This is a genomic window from Actinomadura violacea, from assembly GCF_017573465.1.
GTDB classification, from domain to species: Bacteria; Actinomycetota; Actinomycetes; order Streptosporangiales; family Streptosporangiaceae; genus Spirillospora; species Spirillospora violacea.
The window spans coordinates 401,491-421,889 of record NZ_JAGEPF010000002.1; the positions used below are offsets into that span (position 1 = coordinate 401,491).

Annotated in this window: 18 protein-coding genes; 5 read left to right on the top strand and 13 right to left on the bottom strand. The window is 73.9% G+C overall.

Features of this window, described 5'->3' with window-relative positions; all coding sequences use genetic code 11:
• Positions 1-3: 3 nt before the first annotated feature.
• The gene (ahcY, locus tag J4709_RS04175; protein WP_208237036.1) at positions 4-1,260 is read right to left on the bottom strand and encodes an adenosylhomocysteinase; all 1,257 of its coding nucleotides are present in this window, start codon (positions 1,258-1,260) and stop codon (positions 4-6) included.
• 68 nt (positions 1,261-1,328) lie between these two features.
• Positions 1,329-2,759 (bottom strand): adenosylhomocysteinase, encoded by a 1,431-nt coding sequence (gene ahcY / locus J4709_RS04180; RefSeq protein WP_208237038.1) that lies wholly within the window; start codon positions 2,757-2,759, stop codon positions 1,329-1,331.
• Positions 2,760-2,974: 215 nt separating this feature from the next.
• Here ahcY (J4709_RS04180) and J4709_RS04185 point away from each other — a divergent pair, with 215 nt between their 5' ends.
• Together J4709_RS04185 and J4709_RS04190 are read left to right on the top strand one after the other, a co-directional pair.
• Positions 2,975-3,340 (top strand): MerR family transcriptional regulator, encoded by a 366-nt coding sequence (locus tag J4709_RS04185; RefSeq protein ID WP_208237040.1) that lies wholly within the window; start codon positions 2,975-2,977, stop codon positions 3,338-3,340.
• A gap of 88 nt (positions 3,341-3,428) precedes the next feature.
• Positions 3,429-3,887, top strand: a complete 459-nt coding sequence (locus tag J4709_RS04190; protein WP_208237043.1) for a hypothetical protein — start codon at positions 3,429-3,431, stop codon at positions 3,885-3,887.
• Positions 3,888-3,912: 25 nt separating this feature from the next.
• Here J4709_RS04190 and J4709_RS04195 read toward each other — a convergent pair whose 3' ends face one another.
• The 7 genes from J4709_RS04195 to J4709_RS04225 all read right to left on the bottom strand — a co-directional run bounded on the left by J4709_RS04195 (position 3,913) and on the right by J4709_RS04225 (position 10,848).
• Positions 3,913-4,587 carry a response regulator gene (locus J4709_RS04195; RefSeq protein WP_208237045.1) on the bottom strand — a complete coding sequence of 225 codons (675 nt, stop codon included), beginning with the start codon at positions 4,585-4,587 and terminating at the stop codon, positions 3,913-3,915.
• Between the two features lie 36 nt (positions 4,588-4,623).
• Positions 4,624-6,222 (bottom strand): sensor histidine kinase, encoded by a 1,599-nt coding sequence (locus J4709_RS55405; RefSeq protein WP_307800939.1) that lies wholly within the window; start codon positions 6,220-6,222, stop codon positions 4,624-4,626.
• 430 nt (positions 6,223-6,652) lie between these two features.
• Positions 6,653-7,654 carry a cation diffusion facilitator family transporter gene (locus tag J4709_RS04205; protein WP_208237046.1) on the bottom strand — a complete coding sequence of 334 codons (1,002 nt, stop codon included), beginning with the start codon at positions 7,652-7,654 and terminating at the stop codon, positions 6,653-6,655.
• Entirely contained in the window at positions 7,655-8,800 is a 1,146-nt protein-coding gene (locus tag J4709_RS04210) for a bifunctional phosphoglucose/phosphomannose isomerase (RefSeq protein WP_307800940.1), read from the bottom strand. It lies immediately after the preceding gene.
• Complete coding sequence (locus tag J4709_RS04215) at positions 8,797-8,979, bottom strand: Trm112 family protein (protein ID WP_151538645.1); 183 nt, start codon at positions 8,977-8,979, stop codon at positions 8,797-8,799. Before J4709_RS04215 ends, J4709_RS04210 begins: the two co-directional genes overlap by 4 nt.
• A gap of 7 nt (positions 8,980-8,986) precedes the next feature.
• Entirely contained in the window at positions 8,987-10,342 is a 1,356-nt protein-coding gene (locus J4709_RS04220; protein ID WP_208237048.1) for a phosphomannomutase/phosphoglucomutase, read from the bottom strand.
• 128 nt (positions 10,343-10,470) lie between these two features.
• Entirely contained in the window at positions 10,471-10,848 is a 378-nt protein-coding gene (locus tag J4709_RS04225) for a DUF3499 domain-containing protein (RefSeq protein WP_173098803.1), read from the bottom strand.
• Between the two features lie 232 nt (positions 10,849-11,080).
• Here J4709_RS04225 and J4709_RS04230 point away from each other — a divergent pair, with 232 nt between their 5' ends.
• Positions 11,081-11,509 carry a metallopeptidase family protein gene (locus J4709_RS04230; protein ID WP_246342340.1) on the top strand — a complete coding sequence of 143 codons (429 nt, stop codon included), beginning with the start codon at positions 11,081-11,083 and terminating at the stop codon, positions 11,507-11,509.
• Here J4709_RS04230 and J4709_RS04235 read toward each other — a convergent pair whose 3' ends face one another.
• From J4709_RS04235 to J4709_RS04250, 4 genes are all read right to left on the bottom strand, one after another.
• Complete coding sequence (locus J4709_RS04235) at positions 11,510-12,952, bottom strand: DUF5719 family protein (protein WP_208237050.1); 1,443 nt, start codon at positions 12,950-12,952, stop codon at positions 11,510-11,512. It abuts the gene before it with no gap.
• Between the two features lies 1 nt (position 12,953).
• Complete coding sequence (locus tag J4709_RS04240) at positions 12,954-16,271, bottom strand: glycosyltransferase family 2 protein (RefSeq protein ID WP_232382906.1); 3,318 nt, start codon at positions 16,269-16,271, stop codon at positions 12,954-12,956.
• Between the two features lie 231 nt (positions 16,272-16,502).
• Positions 16,503-16,718, bottom strand: a complete 216-nt coding sequence (locus J4709_RS04245; RefSeq protein WP_171064042.1) for a WhiB family transcriptional regulator — start codon at positions 16,716-16,718, stop codon at positions 16,503-16,505.
• A 287-nt stretch (positions 16,719-17,005) separates the two neighbouring features.
• Positions 17,006-17,947 carry a hypothetical protein gene (locus tag J4709_RS04250; RefSeq protein ID WP_208237052.1) on the bottom strand — a complete coding sequence of 314 codons (942 nt, stop codon included), beginning with the start codon at positions 17,945-17,947 and terminating at the stop codon, positions 17,006-17,008.
• Between the two features lie 204 nt (positions 17,948-18,151).
• On the opposite strand from J4709_RS04250, the gene cofD reads away from it, so the two are divergent.
• Positions 18,152-19,102: a 2-phospho-L-lactate transferase gene (gene cofD, locus J4709_RS04255; protein ID WP_208237054.1), complete on the top strand. Its 951-nt coding sequence runs from the start codon at positions 18,152-18,154 to the stop codon at positions 19,100-19,102.
• A complete protein-coding gene (locus tag J4709_RS04260) occupies positions 19,099-20,385 on the top strand; it encodes a coenzyme F420-0:L-glutamate ligase (protein WP_208237055.1) in 1,287 nt (428 codons plus the stop codon). The genes cofD and J4709_RS04260 overlap by 4 nt, the downstream gene beginning before the upstream one ends.
• The last annotated feature ends 14 nt before the right edge of the window (positions 20,386-20,399 follow it).

A 20,399-nucleotide genomic window follows, 5' to 3' on the forward strand; every position in this document is an offset into this window, starting at 1 on the left:
GGGTCAGGACCCGATGCGCCAGGAGTGCAGGTAGTCCTCCTGGTCCGGGGTGAGGAGGTCGATGGCGATGGACATCGACGCCAGCTTGAGCCGGGCGACCTCCGTGTCGATCTCCTTCGGGACGTCGTGGACGGCCGGCGCCAGGGACTCGTGGGCCTTGGCGAGCCAGGCGCAGGTGAGGGCCTGGTCGGCGAAGGACATGTCCATCACCGCGGCGGGATGCCCCTCGGCGGCCGCGAGGTTGACCAGGCGCCCCTCGGCCAGCAGGACGAGGCGCCGGCCGTCGGCCAGCACGTACTCGTCGGTCTGCGGGCGCACGCCGTGGTGCACCGCCACGGCCATCTCCTCCAGGGCGCGGACGTCGATCTCGACGTCGAAGTGGCCGGAGTTCGCGAGGATCGCGCCGTCCTTCATGGCGGCGAGGTGCTCGGCGTTCACGACGTCGCGGTTGCCGGTGACGGTGATGAACACGTCGCCGTCCGCGGCGGCCTCGGCCATCGGCTGCACCGCGAAGCCCTGCAGCGCGGCGTCCAGGGCCTTCACCGGGTCGATCTCGGTGATGACGACGCGGGCGCCGAGCCCCCGCGCGCGCTCTGCGAGGCCCCGGCCGCAGTAGCCGAAGCCCGCGATGACCACCGTTTTGCCTGCGAGCAAGGTGTTGGTCGCGCGCACGATGCCGTCGAGCGTCGACTGCCCGGTGCCGTACCGGTTGTCGAACATGTGCTTCGTGTCGGTGTCGTTGACCGCGACCATGGGGAACCGGAGGGCGCCCTCAAGGGCCATCTGGTGGAGGCGTATGACGCCCGTCGTCGTCTGCTCGCATCCGGCCTTCACCGTGGGCAGCAGGTCGGTGCGCTCTATGTGCAGCGTGTTGACCAGATCGCAGCCGTCGTCCAAGACGAGGTCGGGCGCGGTCTCCAGCGCCTGGTGGATGTGCGCGTAATAGCCCTCACGGTCGATGCCCGCGCGAGCGAAGACCTCCGCGCCGTCCTCCTGCACGAGCGCGGCGGCGGTGTCGTCCTGCGTCGACAGCGGATTGGACGATGCGAGCGCCACGCTCGCCCCGCCCGCCTGCAGGGTGCGGATCAGGCAGGCCGTCTCCGTCGTGATGTGCATGCACGCCGCGATGCGCAGGCCGTCCAGCGGGCGTTCCTCGGCGAACCGCTCCCGGATCTGCCGCAGCACGGGCATGCTCCGGTCCGCCCACTCGATCCGCTTGACGCCCTCGTACGCCAGCGACGCGTCCGCGATATCGCTCATCCGTCCCCCTCAAGGCACAAACCGCCGCACGGCCCTGGGCCGTGCGGCGGTCCGAACGCTACAGGCGATCAGTAGCGGTAGTGGTCCGGCTTGTACGGGCCCTCGACGTGGACGCCGATGTAGGAGGCCTGCTCCTTGGTGAGCGTGGTCAGCTTGACGCCGAGCGCGTCCAGGTGCAGGCGGGCGACCTTCTCGTCCAGGTGCTTCGGCAGCACGTACACGCCGACCGGGTACTCCTCGGTCTTGGTGAACAGCTCGATCTGCGCGATCACCTGGTTGGTGAACGAGTTGGACATGACGAACGACGGGTGGCCGGTGGCGCAGCCGAGGTTCATCAGCCGGCCCTCGGCCAGCACGATGATCGAGTGGCCGTCCTCGAACCGCCACTCGTGCACCTGCGGCTTGATCTCGATCTTCTCGATGCCGTCGATCTTCGCGAGGCCGGCCATGTCGATCTCGTTGTCGAAGTGGCCGATGTTGGAGACGATCGCCTGGTGCTTCATCCGGCTCATCTGGTCGGCCGAGATGATGTTGAAGTTGCCGGTGGTGGTGACGAAGATGTCGGCGATGCCGACGACGTCCTCCAGCGTGGTGACCTGGAAGCCGTCCATCGCGGCCTGCAGCGCGCAGATCGGGTCGATCTCGGTGACGATGACGCGGGCGCCCTGGCCCTTCAGCGCCTCGGCGCAGCCCTTGCCGACGTCGCCGTAGCCGCAGACGACGGCGACCTTGCCGCCGATCAGCACGTCGGTGGCGCGGTTGAGGCCGTCGATGACCGAGTGCCGGCAGCCGTACTTGTTGTCGAACTTCGACTTGGTGACCGAGTCGTTGACGTTGATCGCCGGGAAGGCGAGCGTGCCGGCCTTCGCCATCTCGTAGAGGCGGTGGACGCCGGTGGTGGTCTCCTCGGTGACGCCCTTGATCGCGGCGGCGGTCTCGGTCCAGCGGCCCGGCTTCTCGGCGATGGTGCGGCGCAGGGTCTCCAGGATGATCCCCCACTCCTCCGGGTCGTCCTCGGTCGCCTGCGGGACGGCGCCCGCCTTCTCGTACTCGGCGCCCTTGTGGACGAGCAGGGTCGCGTCGCCGCCGTCGTCGAGGATCATGTTCGGGGCCGAGCCGTCCGGCCACTGCAGGGCCTGGTCGGTGCACCACCAGTACTCGTCGAGCGTCTCGCCCTTCCAGGCGAACACCGGTACGCCCTTCGGGTCGTCGACGGTGCCGTCCTTGCCGACGACGATCGCGGCGGCGGCGTGGTCCTGGGTGGAGAAGATGTTGCAGGACACCCAGCGGACGTCGGCGCCGAGCTCGACCAGCGTCTCGATCAGCACGGCGGTCTGGATCGTCATGTGCAGCGAGCCCATGATCTTGGCGCCGCGCAGCGGCTTGGCGGCGGAGTACTCCGCGCGCACCGCCATCAGGCCGGGCATCTCGTGCTCGGCGAGCCGGATCTCCCGGCGGCCGAAGTCCGCCAGCGACAGGTCGGCGACCTTGTAGTCCATGCTTTCGTTGCTCCTTGTCTGCTTCCTGGCAGCACGGTCCGCTCTGCAGCAGGTCCGCTCGTGCGCGGCGGGTCCGCTCGGTCCGCGGGTTCCACGCCGTCCGTCCGCGAGGACCGGCCCCCCGGGCCGGCCGACCCGGCCGAGTCTACGGGCGGGGACGGTCCGGAGGCACGGTCGGGGGCGCATTTCTGACACGGATTTGTCAGAATCGACGGATGCGCATCACGGAGGCCGCTCGGCGGCTCGGCACCTCGCCCCGCATGCTCCGCTACCGGGAGACGCTCGGGCTGCTGCCCGCGACCCGCGACACCGGCCCGGCCGGCGCCGGGACGGGCCGCGGCGGCGGGCACCGGCGGTTCGGCGACGCCGAGCTGCGCGCCGTCGCGCTCGCGCTCGCGCTGGAGAAGCGCTACGACATCGGCCCCGCCGAGCTGGCGTTCGGCCTCCGCGTGCTCGCCGAGCCGCAGGTCCAGGCGCACGTCCGCGAGCTGGGCGAGCGCATCGGCCGGCTGTCCGCGCCGCCCGCCCGCGCGCTGGACTTCGAGAAGGAGAAGGCGCTGCGGCTGCTGCGCCGCCGCTAGCCGGGGCCGGACGCGGGCCGGACGGGCGCGGCCCGCGTTCCGTCGGCGGCACCCACTACGATCCCGCTGGACGGACGGGAGGCGGCGCGTGAGGAACTGGCTCTACGGGGTGCTCGGCCTCGTGCTCGGGATCGGCCTGTTCATCGGCGGCGTCTCGTCGCTGCCGGGCGGCACGGTGAAGTGCGGCGAGCGCGTGATGTCGCCCGGCGACAGCTGCACGACGATCCGGAAGGGGCGCGCCACCGACCGGTCCTACGACGAGCAGAAGTCCAAGGACGGCCGCGAGGCGGTCATCATGATGATCGTCGGTCCGCTGCTGGCGATCGGCTGCGGGGTCGTCTTCCTCGGCCCGGCCATCGTCCGCGGCCGCAAGAGCAAGGGATACGCCGTCATCCCCGCCGCCCCCGGGTACGCCGCCCCGCCGCCACCGCCGAACGCGAGACCGGCCGACATCCCGCCGCCGCAGCCCTACCCGCCGTCAGCTCCCGGCCCCTACCCGCCGCCGTCCGGCCCCTACGCACCGCCTGGCTCGTACCCGCCCGCCTGACCCGTCCCAGCGGACCGGGAGCGCTCTAGCCGGCGGCCCCCTCACCGGGGACGACCACGCCGGACTCGTAGGCGAGCATGACGGCCTGAGCCCGGTCCCGCAGGCCGAGCTTGGTGAAGACCCTCGCGACGTGCGTCTTCACCGTGTGCTCGCTGACCACCAGCCGGGCGGCGATCTCGGCGTTCGACAGCCCGCCCGCGATCAGCACGAGCACCTCGTTCTCCCGGGCCGTCAGCGTGGACAGCTCCGACGGCGGCTGCGGCCGGCTGCGCCGCTGCTTGGTGAACTCGCGGATCAGCCGCCCGGTGACCTGCGGGGCGAGCAGCGAGTCGCCGCGCGCGACGACCCGGACCGCGGAGACCAGCTCGTCGGCGGTCGCGTCCTTGAGCAGGAACCCGGACGCGCCGACGGCGAGCGCGTCGTAGACGTACTCGTCCACGTCGAAGGTGGTCAGCACGAGGACGCGGACGCCCTCGGAGCCGGGCTGCGCGAGGATGCGGCGGGTGGCCTCGATGCCGTCCATGCCGGGCATCCGGATGTCCATGACGACGACGTCGGGGCGGCCCCGCTCGGCGAGCGCGACGGCCTGCCGCCCGTCGCCGGCCTCGCCGACGACGGTGATGTCGTCCTGCGCGGCGAGCAGGGCGGCGAACCCGGCGCGGACGATGGTCTGGTCGTCCGCCACCAGCACCCGGATCACCGGTGGGTCTCCGTCGCGGGGCGGGCGAGAGCGCGGTCAGCGGCGGCCGGGGGGCGCCTCGGAACCGTGTCCACTGGTGGAATTCCCCTCCCTCGTCAGCGGCAGTTCGGCCTCCACCAGGAACCCGCCGTCGGTCGCCGGGCCGGCGGAGAACCGTCCGCCCAGCATGGTCGCACGTTCCCGCATGCCAACGAGACCGTGTCCGCCACCGTGTCCACCGGCCTGCCCCCCGGCCTGCGGCGGCGCGCCCTCCAGCCGTGTCGGTCCGGCCGGACCGCCGGCAGGCGCGCCGCCCGTGGGGTCCAATACGGCGGTACGGGCCGCCGGGTCGTCGCGGTTCAGCACCTGTGTGTGCGCGGCGGGACCGTTGTCGCGGACGCGGACCGCGAGCCGGTCCGGCAGGAAGGTCAGGTCCACGTGCACGCCCGCGCCGGGCGCGTGCCGCCGCGCGTTCGTGAGGGCCTCCTGGACGATCCGGTACGCCGACAGCTCAACGGTCGTGGAAAGCGCGCGCGGGTCGCCGTGCACGGCGAGGTCGACGGCACCGCCCGCGCCCCGGTGCTGGTCGATCAGGTCGGGCAGCCGGTCGAGGCGGGGCTGCGGGGAGTTCGCGGTGTCCGGCTCGGGCTTGGCGTCGGCGCGCAGCACGCTGAGCAGCCGGCGCATCTCCACGAGCGCGTCCCGGGCCGTCTTCGCGATCTCGGTGTAGCCGGCGCGGGCCTCGGGCGACAGGTCGTCCATGGTGTACGGGGCGGTCTCCGCCTGCACCGCGATCATGGAGACGGAGTGCGCGACGACGTCGTGCAGCTCGCGGGCGATGCGGGCGCGCTCGCGCATGACGGCCTGCTCGCGCTGGACGGCGGTGAGCCGGGTGAGGGTCTCGTTGGTGCGCTCCGCCGCCTCCGCCTCGGTGCGCCCGGCGGACTCGACGGCGCGGCGCGCGTCGCCGAGGCCGATGGCTGCCAGCACGGCGACGACCGCGGCGGGCCAGGGGACGTCGTCGAGCGTGCCGGTGGCGAGGTAGACGACGGCGACGGTGGCGACGCTCCCGGCCGCGAGGACGCCCGCGGACTGCCGGGGCAGCTGCCGTCCGAGCGCGTACAGCGTGTACAGCGCGGCGAACGCGGTGGTGATCAGCAGCTGCTGCCCGGTGAGCAGCCCGGCCGCGAACGCGCCGAGCACGACGGCGGCGACGGGCCGCAGGTTCTCGCGCCGCCAGACGAGCGGGAGCGTGGAGGCGACCGCGAAGCCGCCGGCGAGGCTCAGCGGGGACCCGGTGCTCGGCGCCAGCTCCGCCAGCGCGGCGATCGTCAGCGCCAGGCCGGTGAGCGGCGCGAAGTACCAGGCGCCGGTGAACTCGGTCCAGGTGTTGATCCAGCGGGGCAGCGGCGCCGTCTCCCCGGCCGGGGGCGCGCCCGGCGCCCCGGGCGCGGGCGGGCGGGCGGCGCCGTTCAGCCGGGCGCCGAGCCGCACGGCCACCGGCCGCAGCAGATGCCCGATGCCGGTCAGGATCCAGAGCAGGAGCTGCCCCACCCCCGCCACGATCCGGCCGGACAGCCGCCACGCCTGGTGCGCGACGGCTGGGCCGAACCCCGCGGGGTCGGGTCCGGTCCGGGCCTTGTCATCGCTGGTCACTACTCAATACTGACCGGTGGAGGGCCTCATCACCTCACCGTGCGGTGGTATGCGCTCGCCCGGAATCCCCCTGGAGGACGACCCCCGGTCCCTCCTTGCGGGGGACGTGCGGGCGGCCCGCGGAGACGTAATGTCTTAACCGTGACCGCAACGGCGGCGCCGCCGACGTAGGGGGTTCGGCGGGGCTGCCGCGGTCACGCCAACCGCCCGGTTTCAGGGGTCCGGGCGGGGAAGCATGGGAAGCACCTCGCCGGACGGCCGCGCCGCCCGCCTCCGCGGAGGCACTCGCCGGTCTCGCCTGGGCTGGGGTTCGGCCGGCATCCGGTGCCGGCCGCCCGGCGAGGGATCCCGTGCGGCCGCCCGCGCCGGCCCGGACAGGGCCGCGCGGCGCCGCCGTCTCGCGACGGATCCCGTGAATCCGGGACGGCCGTCAGGACGAGGCCGGGGTCTCCGGCTTCGCGCCCTCGCCCGCACTCGCAGCCGTCCCGGCCGTTCCCGCCGGCTTGGCGGCGTTCTTGCGGTCCGCCTCGTCCAGCGCCGGCTCCAGGTAGATCAGGCCCGCCTCCGGGATCACCGCGCGGACCTTGGCCTCGGCGGCGTCGATGCCCCTGGCCACCTCCGCGGCGGTGTCGTCGTGGTTCACGGCGATCTTGGCGGCGATCAGCAGCGCCTCCGGGCCGATGTACTCGGTCCGGATGTGGATGACGTGGTCGACCTGCTCCACCGACTCCAGCGCGCCGATGATCCGCTTCTCCTGGTCGGCGTCCACGCCCTCGCCGATCAGCAGGCTCTTGGTCTCGATCGCCAGCACCGTGGCGACCAGGCCGAGCAGGACGCCGATGCCGACGGTGCCGATGCCGTCCCAGACCCCGTCGCCGGTCGCGACCGCCATCGACACGCCGAACAGCGCGAGGACCAGGCCGATCAGCGCCGCCGCGTCCTCCAGCAGGACGACGGGCAGCTCCGGCGCCTTAGCGCGGCGGATGAACGCCCACCAGGAGTCGCTTCCGCGCAGCGTGTTCGACTCCTTGATCGCGGTGCGGAAGGAGAAGCCCTCCATCCCGATCGCGATGATCAGCACCGCGAACGCCCAGATCGGGGCGTCGATGTCCTCCGGGTGGATGATCTTGTGGTAGCCCTCGTACAGCGAGAACGCCGAGCCGACGGTGAACAGCACCACGGCGACGACGAACGCGTAGAAGTAGCGTTCCCGGCCGAAGCCGAACGGGTGCTCGGGCGTCCGGTCGCGCTCGGAGCGCTTGCGTCCGAGCAGCAGCAGCCCCTGGTTCCCCGAGTCGGCGACCGAGTGGATCGACTCCGCCAGCATCGACGACGACCCCGTGAACGCGAACGCGACCATCTTGGACGCGGCGATTCCGAGGTTGGCGGCCAGGGCCGCGATGATGGCCTTCGTCCCACCCTCAGCACTCATCTAGGCAATCCTCGCTTTGAGCTCTTGAATGGCCGGTACGGGCGTCGGGTCGACGCCCAGCGTGATGGCCAAGTAAACCGTGACATAGTCCGCCAGCGCGATCATTGTCGCGATTCTCTCGAGCGGATGGTCCCCCTCGGCGCGGATCTCGGTCACCGCGACGCCCCTGTCGCGGGCCATCTCGACGGACGCCGCCCGCCGCTTGGCGGTCTGCGGGTGCTCCTCGGTGTCGCGCAGAACGACCAGGTGCAGGCCGTGCTCGGCGTCCTCGGAGCGGTCGCGGAAGAAGTCGTCCAGATCGGACGGGCCGGACGGCGACCCGCCGCGCGCGAAGAAGCCGTCGAACGCCATCACCTGGTTGTGGTCCGCCTCCGGCAGGCCGCCGTAGACGGCCGGGTACTTGGCGTTCTCGTTGAGCTGGCAGCACATCCGGTACGCGGCCGTCTCGGCGAGCGGCGACGTCCCCCACACCAGCGGCACGTCGCCGGCGAGGTCCAGCGCGATCCGCTTCGCCGGGTTCACGAACGGCTCGCTGTCCGGACGGCAGCGGTGCGCGACGTCCTCCAGCCGGGCCGCCGTGGACTCCAGCACCGCGTCGGGCACGTCCGCCAGGCCGAGCGCGCGCGCGGCGACGAGCAGCGGGACCGTCAGCCCCCACAGCGTCGACCGCGGCTGCCCCACCGACCGCACCGGCACGAACACGCCGCGGCTGCGGGCGGCGAGGTCGGCCAGCGGCGAGCCCGCGCCGCCGACGCACAGCAGCCGGCAGCCGCGCCGCGCCGCCTGCGCGGCCACCTCGAGGGTCTCCTCGGTGGTGCCGGAGCAGGACACCGCGATCACCAGGTCGGCGGCGCCGACCCAGCCGGGCAGCCGGTACCCGCGCACCGTCGTGACCGGGACCGGGCAGCCGAGCCCGCACACCGCCGCGAGCACGTCCCCGGAGATCCCGGAGCCGCCCATGCCGGTGACGACGACCGCGCGCGGCCGGCCGTCCTCGGCGAGCGCCCCGGCGCCCGCCTCGACGGCGGCGCGCAGCGCCTCCCGGATCTGCGCCGCCGACGAGGCGACCTGCCGCAGCATCCCGCCCGGATCGGCCGCCTCGACGTCCTGCGCCTCCTCCAGCCGGCCCGGATCCAGGGTGCTCACGAAGCGGGGGCCCGGGCCTCGTCGACGAGGAGGACGGGGATGTCGTCGCGGACCGGGTAGGCGTAGCCGCAGGAGCCGGTGCACACCAGCTCGGCGGCCGCGTCGTCGGCGCGCAGCTCGCCGCCGCAGTTCGGGCAGGCCAGGATCTCCAGCAGCCAGTCGTCCAGCTTCATGCTCATAGCAGCGTCACTTCTCCCTCACGATGGCCAGGACCTCGTCGCGGATCGCCGCCATGGTGGCCTCGTCGCCGGCCTCCGCGTTGAGGCGCAGCAGCGGCTCGGTGTTGGACGGCCGCAGGTTGAACCACCATCCGGCGGACTCGTCCCCGACGGTCAGGCCGTCCAGCTCGTCGATCGTAACGCCGGGGCGGCCCGCGAACGCCTCGCGCACCTGGCCCGCGGCGGCGTCCTGGTCGGCGACCTCGCTGTTGATCTCGCCGGACGCGACGTACCGGGTGTACTCGCCGAGCAGCGCCGACAGCGGCCCGTCCTGCTCGCCGAGGGCGGCGAGGACGTGCAGCGCGGCCAGCATGCCGGAGTCGGCGAACCAGAAGTCGCGGAAGTAGAAGTGCGCCGAGTGCTCGCCGCCGAACACCGCGCCCGACTCGGCCATCGTCTGCTTGATGAACGAGTGCCCGACCCGGGTCCGGACGGGGCTGCCGCCGTGCTCGGTGACGATCTCCGGGACGGCCTTGGAGGTGATCAGGTTGTGCACGATCGGGGCGCCCGGGTGCTTGGCCAGCTCCCGGACCGCGACCAGCGCGGTGATCGCGGAGGGGGCGACGATCTCGCCGCGCTCGTCCACCACGAAGCAGCGGTCGGCGTCGCCGTCGAAGGCCAGGCCGATGTCGGCGCCGGTCTCGCGGACCTTGGCCTGCAGGTCGCGCAGGTTCGCCGGCTCGATCGGGTTGGCCTCGTGGTTGGGGAAGGTGCCGTCCAGCTCGAAGTACAGCGGGACGAGGTCGATCGGCAGCCCCTCGAACACGACCGGGACGGTGTGCCCGCCCATGCCGTTTCCGGCGTCCGCGACGACCTTCAGCGGCCGGATCGAGGACAGGTCGACCAGCGTCTTCAGGTGCTCGGCGTAGCCGTGCAGGACGTCGCGCCGCGACACCGTCCCGGGCTCGCCGTCGTACGCCGGGACGCCGTTCTCGATCATCTCGCGGATCTCGGTGAGGCCGGTGTCGCGGCCGACCGGCTTGGCGCCCGCCCGGCACAGCTTGATGCCGTTGTACTTGGCCGGGTTGTGGCTCGCGGTGAACATCGCGCCGGGGATGCCGAGGTCGCCGCTGGCGTAGTAGAGCATGTCGGTGGAGCCGAGGCCGGCCTCGATCACGTCCGCGCCCTGCGAGGTCGCGCCGCGCGCGAACGCGGCGGCCAGCGGCCCGGACGACTCGCGCATGTCGTGCGCGGTGACGATCGCGTCCGCCCCCGTCACCCGGACGAACGCCGCGCCGGCCGCCTCGGCGACCGCGGGGTCCAGCTCGTCGGGCACGACGCCGCGGATGTCGTACGCCTTGAAGATCTTGGCGAGGTCGCCCACTCCTGCTCCCCTGTACGCAAGTGATGGCCGTGTACGCAAGTGATGGCCGAAAGGACGGCGGGACAACCGAGCCTACCGGCAGGCGCGGCGGCGGCCCGCGCCGGTGCCGGTCTCCGGCGTGACGGGGGTCACTCCTGCGGCTGGGTGCCCGCGGGCTCCGAGCGCAGCACCCGCAGGTGGCCGCGGCGGCCGACCTCGGTGCCCTGGCCGACCGGCTCCTGGCCGGGGGCCGGCGCGGGCCGGGCGGCCTCGCGGACGGCGTCGGCGAGCGCCTCGAGGTCGTCGGCGCTCGGCTCGGACTCCTCCTCGACGGGGAGCCGGACGAGCTCCCAGCCCATGGGGGCGGTCAGCCGCTCCGAATGCTCCGCGCACAGGTCGTAGCAGTGCGGCTCGGCGTACGTGGCGAGGGGCCCCAGAACAGCGGTCGAGTCGCGGTAGACGTACGTGAGCGTGAAGACTGCGGGCGCCTTGCAGGCGGTGCGGGAGCAGGTGCGGACGGGGCTCACGATGGCCGACCGTACCTCGCTCCCGCCGCCTCCGCCACCACCCGGGCGCACGTGTCGCCGTTACCGGCCGATTTCCGGGGCAACGGCTACATACCGTGTGCTCCCGACCCCTCATCGTGCGGCGTCGTTCGGGGGCGCTGTCCCCGGCGCCACTCTGGTGTTCCCGGTGTGCAGGAGGGTGTTCCTGGTGCGGGGGCGGGGGTCCGCGCGCGGCGGGAGGTAACCTGTGGGGGTGCGATCCCGTGTGGCAGGCGTACGGCGCCGCGATCGGCACGGTCGCGGCCTCCGTGGCCCTCTGACGCCCCCGCAGGCGCCGGTCTCGCGGACCCGCGCGGAGAAGTTCGACGACCTCGTCGAGGACGAGGTGCGCCGGCTCGGTGCGCGCTGGGGACGGGAGCTGTCGGGCGTGGTGTTCGGCGTCGAGGAGGTCCCGGACGTCGAGCCGGGGTACGACGGACCCGTGCCGCTCGGCCGGACCGTCTCCGGCGACGGCGGCCCGGCGGTCCGGATCATGGTGTTCCGCCGCCCGGTGGAGGCGCGGGCGTCCGGCGAGCAGGAGCTCGGCCGGCTGATCCGCGACCTGCTGGTGGAGGAGGTCGCCGACCTGCTCGGCCTGTCCCCGGAGTCCGTCGACCCGAGCTACGACTCCCCGGACGATTAGCTAGGGGATCAGCGCGGTCTGGCTGTCGCCGGCGGGCGGGAGCCGCAGCATGGTGGGCGCGGGCATCAGCGGCAGGACGGTGAACAGGTAGCCGTCGCCCTTGCCCTTGGCCATGATCCTCGCGCCGTAGACGGGGCCCGAGCCGGGCTTGACCGTGATGACGGCCCCGTAGCCCTTGTCGCCGCCGCGGGGTGCGGCGAGCCTGGTCTCGACGGTGCGTCCCGCGCCGATCTCGACGTCCTGCGGCGCGCCCGCGCCCTGCGCGTCCATCGTGGTGATCTGGACGCCGGCGCGGCCGGCGGGCGCGGTGAGCACGACGGACGCGTCGTACCGGTCGTCGGCGACGACCGCGGACGCGCCGGACGCGCCGCCGAGCGGGTCGGTGGCCGTGCCGTAGGCGGCGTCGGCGCCGCGCAAGGCGGCGAACCCGGCGATGACCGGCTGGTCGGAGTCCAGCCGGACGGCGGCGGCGCGGCCCGACAGGGACCCGGCGAGGTCGATGGACGTGACGCTCTGCGCGGGCGCCTCGACGGTGTCCTGGCCCTGCGGGGCGAACGCGCCGTCGGCGGTGACGGCCCGCACCTTGATCCGGGCGTCGGCCTCGCCGGGCACCGCGACGAGGAGCCTGCGCTGCCCGTCACCGCCCGGCACACCGGGCACGACCAGGGACGTCGCGGGCCCGGGCGACAGCGGCAGCCACTCGATCCCCTTCTTCGCGCCGATACGCACCCGCAGCGACGCGGCGACGCGCCCGCCGGTGGCGTGCACGTTGAGGGCGAGGTCGCGGGCCGTCTTGACGATGTCGCCGAGGCCCTCCGGCTGCTCGCCGATCTTGATGACGCTGGTGGCGTACGGCGCGACGGGCGTGGCGCGCCCCTCGGTGGTGTCGAGGGGCCCCTCGCCGGACAGGGCGGTGACGTCCACGGACGCCGGCTGGGCGTCGACGTTCGTCAGGTACAGGTCGAGCCGGTCGGCGGCGAGCGGGCCGGGGCCGAGGAACCACAGGTCGGTGCCGGGCCGGGCGCAGCGGGCGTTGGCGAGGCCGCGGTCGTCGCCGCCGCCCCAGTGGGTGGTCTGCTCCGCCTCCAGCCCGGCGGCGAGGGCGCCGCTCGCGCGGACGGTGAAGGAGTCCTTGGTGGTGCCCATGTCCTTGTCCCAGCCCTGGCCGGGCGCGGTCATGGACGCGAGCGGGGATCCGCCGCGGGTGGGTGCGACGTCGAGGCGCCCGCCGGTCCGCTTCTGCGGGAGGGACCGGATGCCGACGCGCCCGCCCTCGTGCCCCGGGCAGACCATCACGGCGGCGTCGACGGGTTCGGTGTGTCCCTTCGCCTCGGCGCTTCCGGGCCGGGAGAACGACGCGGCGCCGTAGAGGGCGGCCACGCCGACCAGGACGAGGGCGGCGATGGCGTAGCGCATGCCGAGGAGCTTCAGCACTCGTTCCATGTCAGCTCTGCTCCTCCGACGCCACGGGCTCGGGCACGGGCTCGGCCTCAGGTTCGGCTTCGGGCTTGGTCTCCGACTCCTGTGCCGGTTCCTTCTGCGCTGGTTCCTTCTGTGCTGGTTCCTTTTGTGCCGGTTCCTTTTGTGCCGGAGGCTCGTGGCGGACGCGGGCGCGATGCCCGCCGCGCTTCGCGCGCCTGCCTCGCCGCTCGCGCCGTTCGCGGTGCCGGTCGCCGCCCGGCACGAACGTGTCGGCGCGCGCGCCCGGCAGCGCCAGCACGGCGACCAGCAGCAGCGCCACGCCCTGGACGATGAGCCACGCGTGCCGCATCCGCATGCCGCGCGTCAGCGTGAACTCGCCGCCGGACGTGGGGATGTCGTAGCCCTGCGCCCATCCGTCCACGGTCCGCGACTTGAGGCCGTGGCCGTTCAGCCGGGCGTTCCAGCCGCCGTCGGCCGGTTCGGCGAGCAGCAGTGTGCGCGCGCCGGTACCCGCCGGGATGCGGACGCGTGCGTCGATCTCGCCCGCCGGCAGCGGCGTGATGGTGGAGCCCTGCAGAAGCATCATGCGGGCCGAGTTCGCCTGCAGGCTCCATACCGCGAACGACCCGGTACGGCTGAGGCGCGACAGTTCGGGCGCCGCGTCCAGCACCTTGGTGACGGGATCGGAACCGGGATGCGGCACCAGCACGTACTGGACGCCCATACGCGACAGCGCAGGGCCGTCGTCGCCCTCCCGGTTCACGGCGAGGCCCGCGACCAGGTCGTCCAGGCGCCGCCGGCCGGGCCCGTCGGGCTGCGTCTCGGCCTCGCCGAGGCGCGGGCGGTCGCCGCGCAGCAGCGTGTAGGCGACGCGTCCGGACGGGCCGCCGCCGTGCAGGACGAGCGTGCGCGGCCCGCCCGGCCCCTTGACGAACTCGGGGACGGTGTCGGCGTCGACGGTGCCCAGCGGGCCGTCCGCGCCCCGCGCCACCCACGCGCCCGCCGCGAGCAGCGGCGCGGTGAGCGCGGCGAGGACGACGACCGCGCCCCCCGCCTTGTAGATCAGGTGCTTGCCGGCGAGGACCTCGGTCCCGCGCTGGACGGCGGCGGTCGCGGCCAGCAGCACCCCGGCGCCCGCGAAGACGAGCGCGACGCCGGGCCAGGCGGGCGCCGCGTCCGCGCCCTTGGTGATCGTCGCGGCGCCGGTCAGGATCGCGACGAGCAGCCCGGCGACGGCGAGCAGCCAGCCCGCGAGGACGGCGGTGCGGCGGCCGCGCAGCGGCAGCGCGCAGACGGCCGCGGCGAGCAGCCCGGCGAACGTCCACCACACGGGCGTCCCCGGGCCGCCGGGGTCGAGGGCGAGCAGTTCGGCGGCGGTCGCGGGCTCGAACGTCCGGTGCAGCCCCGCCTCCAGCAGGAACCGCGACGGGTGCAGCAGCAGCCCGACCGTCCAGGGGAACAGCAGCAGCGGCGGGACGGCCAGCGCGATGACGAGGTTGCGGCGGTCCTGGCGGCGGCGCCGGTCGAACAGCGCCCACACCAGCCCGCCGCCCGCGAGCGCGAGCGGCCACGCGAGCGGGACGAACGCCGTCGCGACGGTCAGCAGCAGCGCGACCGCCCACGCCGCGCGCCCGGCGCGTTTGCGCAGCGTGGCGGGGTCGGCGGCGAAGCGCGGCAGCCCGTACATGCGGGCGACCTGCACGCCGATCAGCGGCAGCAGCACGAGGACGACAGCGGTGCCGAGCCGTCCGCCCGCGATGGCGCCGGTCGCGGCGGGCAGCAGCGCGTACGCGGCGGCGAACCACACGCGGACGGCGGCGACGGGGATGCGGCGGCCTTCGGCGCGCGCGCGGCGGCCGGTCCGCGGCGGCTCCAGCACCAGCAGCCGGGAAGCGCGGTAGGCGGTGAGCCCGGCCAGCGGGACACTGCCGAGCAGCAGCACCGCGACCGCCAGCCACGGCTTGCCGAACAGGACCGTCGACAGCAGCGCCAGGAACCCGACGTACGGGGCGCCGCCCGCGCCGGTGCCGAGCCCGACCGGGTGGAAGCCGGACAGGTACTGCTCCCACAGGTCGCTCGCACCGCCCCACGCGGGCACGAGCGCGCCGCCGCCGAGCCGCGCCGCCCCGGTGATCAGCGACCGCTCGGCCGCGACCGTGACGGCGGCCAGCGCCAGCAGGAGCAGCACGCCGGGACGGGCGAGGAGCCGGCGGATCGGGCCGGGCTCGTCGGTGATCTCGTCCTCGGCCTCGCGGTCGTGCTCGTGGGCGGCGAAGAACTCCGAGACCGCCTCGCCGGTGCGGCGCAGCACGACCATCCGGGGCTGGAACCGCCGGACGCTGCGGTGCACATGTGCCCGCCCCTCGGCGCGGGTGGCGCGGGCCCGGCGCAGACGGCCGGGATCGCGCAGCACGTCGGCGAGCGCGGCCACCTCCGCGCGCGCGGCGGCGGGCCGTTTGGTGGCCATCAGGACGAGCGCGTGCAACAGCGACGCCCAGACGTTGCGTACCAGCGTCCGCAGCATCGCGCGGAACGGCTGGTTCGCCAGCAGCGTCCACAGGGCGTTGCGGCGGTCGCGGCGGAGCGGATGCTCGGCGGTCATGCCGATCTCGCGGATCCCGCGGCGGGCGGCCTCGGCGTGGTAGACCACCGCGTCGGTCGCGACGACCACCCGGTGCCCGGCCGCGTGCGCGCGCCAGCAGAAGTCCAGGTCGTCGCGGAAGATGCCGTACTCGACGTCGAAGCCGCCGAGCCGGTCCCACACGTCGCGCCGCACCAGCATCCCGGCGCTGGAGACGGCCAGCACGTCGCGGACGCCGTCGTGCTGGCCCTGGTCGAACTCGCGGCGGTCGATGCCGGTCCAGCGGCGCCCGGCGGCGTCGACGGACGTCCCGGCCTCGCGCAGCACGCGCCGGTCGCCGAAGTCGCGGACCTTGGGGCCGACGACCGCGATGCCCGGGTCGGACCCGGCCGTCCGCAGCAGGTGGCCGAGGGCGTCGTGGTCGGGCACGCAGTCGTCGTGCAGCAGCCAGATCCACTCGATCCTGGGGTTGCCCGGCTCGTCGTCGGGGACGGGGGCGGACGCGGCGGTCTGCCGCAGCGCCTCCGCGACGGCCTCGCCGTAGCCGGTGGTGCGGGGCAGCGTGAGGACGTCGCCGCCGCCGAGCACCTCGGCGAGGACGGCGGGGCCGCGGTCGCGGCTCCCGGTGTCCACGGTCACGAGGCGCTGCACGGGCCGCGCCTGCGTCAGCAGCGCCTTGAGCGCCTCCGGCAGCCAGCGCGCGCCGTCATGGGCGACGAGGACGGCGGTGACGACATGGCGATCGAGTGTGGGGGCCAAGGATCGCTCGATCTGTGGGACGACGGTTCTTCCTGCTGGAACGCAGCAGCCGTGCCGGCCCAGGGGCCGACACGGCTGCTTACTGTACGCGCGGCCGCACGAGCACGCTCCGGATCCCCGGGATCCGGGCGCCGGTGCGGCCGCCGCGGGCGTCCGGAAGGGGCTCAGCGCGGCGCCGCTCCCCTTCGGCGCCCGCGAACCGGCCTGCCGGTGACCCGCGGGTCGTGGACGTCAGACGGCTTGGCGCTTCAGCTTGCGGCGTTCGCGTTCGGACAGTCCCCCCCAAATACCGAAACGTTCATCGTGCTGCAGCGCGTACTCCAAGCACTCCGTCCGCACCTCGCATGCCCGGCACACCTTCTTGGCCTCGCGAGTGGAGCCGCCCTTCTCCGGAAAAAACGCCTCCGGGTCCGTCTGCGCGCACAGTGCGCGCTCCTGCCAGCCCATCTCTTCGCCGTCTGTGCCGTGCGCCAGCGGGATGACGACCTCGCTCACAGCGCACCTCCTGCCCGTGGAACCCCCTGGTCAATGCCGTCCTCAAGATCTCTCCCCCGGGAAGGCATTGAAACTACACCGACGAAATTACACGCGTGTAGCGCCCGCCCCGTCAAGCGGAACGAGTTTCCAGGGCGACATAGCGGCTTATGCGGTGAACCGCTCGCCGAACCTCAGATGAAGATCAGTTAATCCGCGGGTCACCCGCGCGGATCACCGAGGCGGATCACCGAGGCGGATCACTGGGGCGGAGGGGGCCGGTTGTCCCGGTACCAGTCGCCGCCCTCCTCGGGCCGCTGCTCGCCCTGCGGCTGCCCGGGGTGGGTGCCCTGCGGGCCCTGCTGGCCCGTGCCCTCCTGGCCGGATCCGCCGTAGGCGCGGGTCCACTCGCCCATCTCCTCCTGCTGGTCGGCGGGCTGCTGCGGCTGTGCCTGCGGCTGCTCGCCCTGCTGGGGCTGGGCCTGCGGCTGCCCCGGCTGGGCCTGGCCCGGCTGCGCCTGCCCGGGCTGGCCGTACTGCTGGTACTGCTGCTGCCCGTACGCCTGCTGGCCGTACTGCTGCTGTCCGTACTGCTGCTGGCCGGCCTGCTGCCCTTCGGCGCCCGGCTGGCCGTACTGCTGATACTGCTGATACTGCTGCTGCCCGTAGCCCTGCTCGCCGTACGGCTGCTGCCCGGGCTGGCCGTACGGCTGCTGCCCCTGCTGGTAGCCGTAGTCGGGGTAGCCCTGCTGCATCTGCTGCTGCGGGCGGGCGGGCTGCATGCCCTGGAAGACGGTGAAGACGAACCATCCGGCTATGCCGATCACGGCGATCTTGCCGCCGCCGGTGAGGAACACCGCGAGCTTGCCGATCGCGGTGGCGCCGTCGGCGGCCATCGCGCTCAGCCAGGAGATGACGGCGAACAGGGCGGTGACGCCGAGCACGCCGAGCCCGCCCATGGTGATGGTCCGGGCCTGCGCGGTCGCGGTGCCCCAGGTGCTCAGCAGCACCGCGAGGACGACCAGCCCGACGCAGACGATCTGCGTGAACAGGGTGTCCTGCGCGGCCGAGAGCGCGCGGTAGGTGAAGGAGCCACCGCCGCCCAACAGGAGGATGATGCCACCGAGCAGTTGGACGCCCGCGGAGGCGAGCAGTACCCAGGCGGCCGGTTCGCGCAGGCGCTGGACGGCTTCCTTGTTCACGGTGACTTCTCCAGACCGAGGCAATCGGATGACAGCCAAAGCTTTGCACATCCCGCCCAGGGACGTCTCTGTCCCTCGCTGGCCGCCAAACCATGAGAAAGCCGGGTCCGGGTCCCGCCGCCGCGCGCCCGCGCCCGCGGCCCTTCGGCCGGAGGCCGGGCCCTTCGGCCGGGGGCGCCGCCGGTACGGCCTAGGCTGATCGGCATGAGGATCGTGGCGCTGGCGGGCGGCATCGGGGGAGCCCGCTTCCTGCGCGGGCTCCAGGCCGCCGCCCCCGAGGCGGAGATCACCGTCATCGGCAACACCGGGGACGACATCTCCCTGTTCGGGCTGCGGGTCTGCCCCGACCTGGACACCGTGATGTACACCCTCGGCGGCGGGATCAACGAGGAGCAGGGCTGGGGGCGGGCGGACGAGGCGTTCACCGTCAAGGAGGAGCTGGCCGCCTACGGCGTCGGGCCCGCCTGGTTCGGGCTCGGCGACCGCGACTTCGCCACCCACATCGTGCGGACGCAGATGCTGGAGGCCGGGTACAAGCTGTCGTCGGTGACCGAGGCGCTGTGCGACCGGTGGAAGCCGGGCGTGCGGCTGATCCCGATGACCGACGAGCAGGTCGAGACGCACGTGGTGGTGGACGACCCGGAGCAGGGCCGGCGCGCGATCCACTTCCAGGAGTGGTGGGTGCGGCTGCGCGCGTCGCTGCCGGCGCTGTCGATCGCGCCGGTCGGCGCGGACGGGGCGAAGCCGGCGCCGGGGGTGCTCAAGGCGATCGAGGAGGCGGACGTGGTGCTGTTCCCGCCGTCCAACCCGGTCGTCAGCATCGGGACGATCCTGGCGATCCCCGGCATCCGGGAGGCGGTCGCGGCGAACACCGTGGTCGGCGTGTCGCCGATCATCGGCGGCGCCCCGGTGCGCGGGATGGCGGACGCGTGCCTGACCGCGATCGGGGTGGAGACGTCGGCGAAGGCGGTGGCCGAGCACTACGGGCTCGGGCTGCTGGACGGCTGGCTGGTCGACGAGGCGGACGCGGACGTGCGGGTCGAGGGCATCGAGGTGCGGTCCCGGCCGCTGCTGATGAGCGACCCGGAGGCGACGGCCGCGATCGCGCGCGCGGCGCTCGACCTGGCCGTCGAACTGACGAAGGAAGCCCCGTGAACCTGCAGGTCTTCGGCATTCCCGGACTTCCGGAGATCGGCGAGGGCGACGACATCGCCGCGCTGGTCCCGGCGGACATGGTCGAGGACGGCGACGTGCTGGTCGTCACGTCCAAGATCGTGAGCAAGGCGGAGGGCCGGGTCCTGGTCGCGGGCGACCGGGAGAAGGCGATCGACGCCGAGACGGTGCGGGTCGTGGCGCGGCGCAGGCACGCGCGCGGCGAGACGCGGATCGTGGAGACGCGGCAGGGCCTGGTGCTGGCGGCGGCGGGCGTGGACGCGTCCAACACCGCGCCGGGCACCGTGCTGCTGCTGCCGGAGGACTCCGACGCCTCCGCGCGCCGCATCCGCGCGGGCGTCCGGGAGCGGACCGGCGCGGACGTCGCGGTGATCGTGTCCGACACGCTCGGCCGGCCGTGGCGCAACGGGCTGACGGACCAGGCGATCGGCGTCGCCGGCCTCGCCCCGCTCAGCGACCTGCGCGGCAGCGACGACAAGTACGGCAACCGGCTCGAGGCCACCATCACCGCCGTCGCCGACGAGATCGCGGCGGCGGGCGAGCTGGTGAAGGGCAAGCTCGACGGCGTGCCGATCGCGGTCGTGCGCGGGCTGTCCCACCTGGTCACGGCCGATGACGGGCCGGGTGCGCGGCAGCTCGTCCGGCCGCCCGCCGAGGACATGTTCCGGTACGGGTCGGCGGACGTCCTGCACGCGCGCCGCACCATCCGCGAGTTCACCGAGGACCCGGTCGACCCGGAGGCGGTGCGCCGCGCGGTCGCCGCCGCGATCACCGCGCCGGCGCCGCACCACACCACGCCGTGGCGGTTCGTCCTGCTGGAGTCGGCGGAGTCCCGGACGCGGCTGCTGGACGCGATGCGCGACGCGTGGGAGGGCGACCTGCGCCGCGACGGCTTCTCCGAGGAGTCGGTCGCCAAGCGGCTGCGGCGCGGCGACGTGCTGCGCCGCGCGCCCTACCTCGTCGTCCCGTGCCTGGTCATGGACGGCTCGCACGACTACCCGGACGCGCGCCGCGCGACCGCCGAGCGCGAGATGTTCGTCGTGGCGACCGGCGCGGGCGTGGAGAACCTGCTGGTCGCGCTGGCGGTGGAGGGGCTCGGGTCGTGCTGGGTGTCCAGCACGATGTTCTGCCGCGACGTCGTCCGCGAGGCCCTCGACCTGCCGGACGAGTGGGACCCGATGGGCGCCGTCGGCGTCGGCCATCCCGCCGCCCCGCCGCGCGACCGTCCGCCGCGCGAGCCGGACGCGTTCATCGAGGTCCGCTAGCCGGGCGTCTGGCC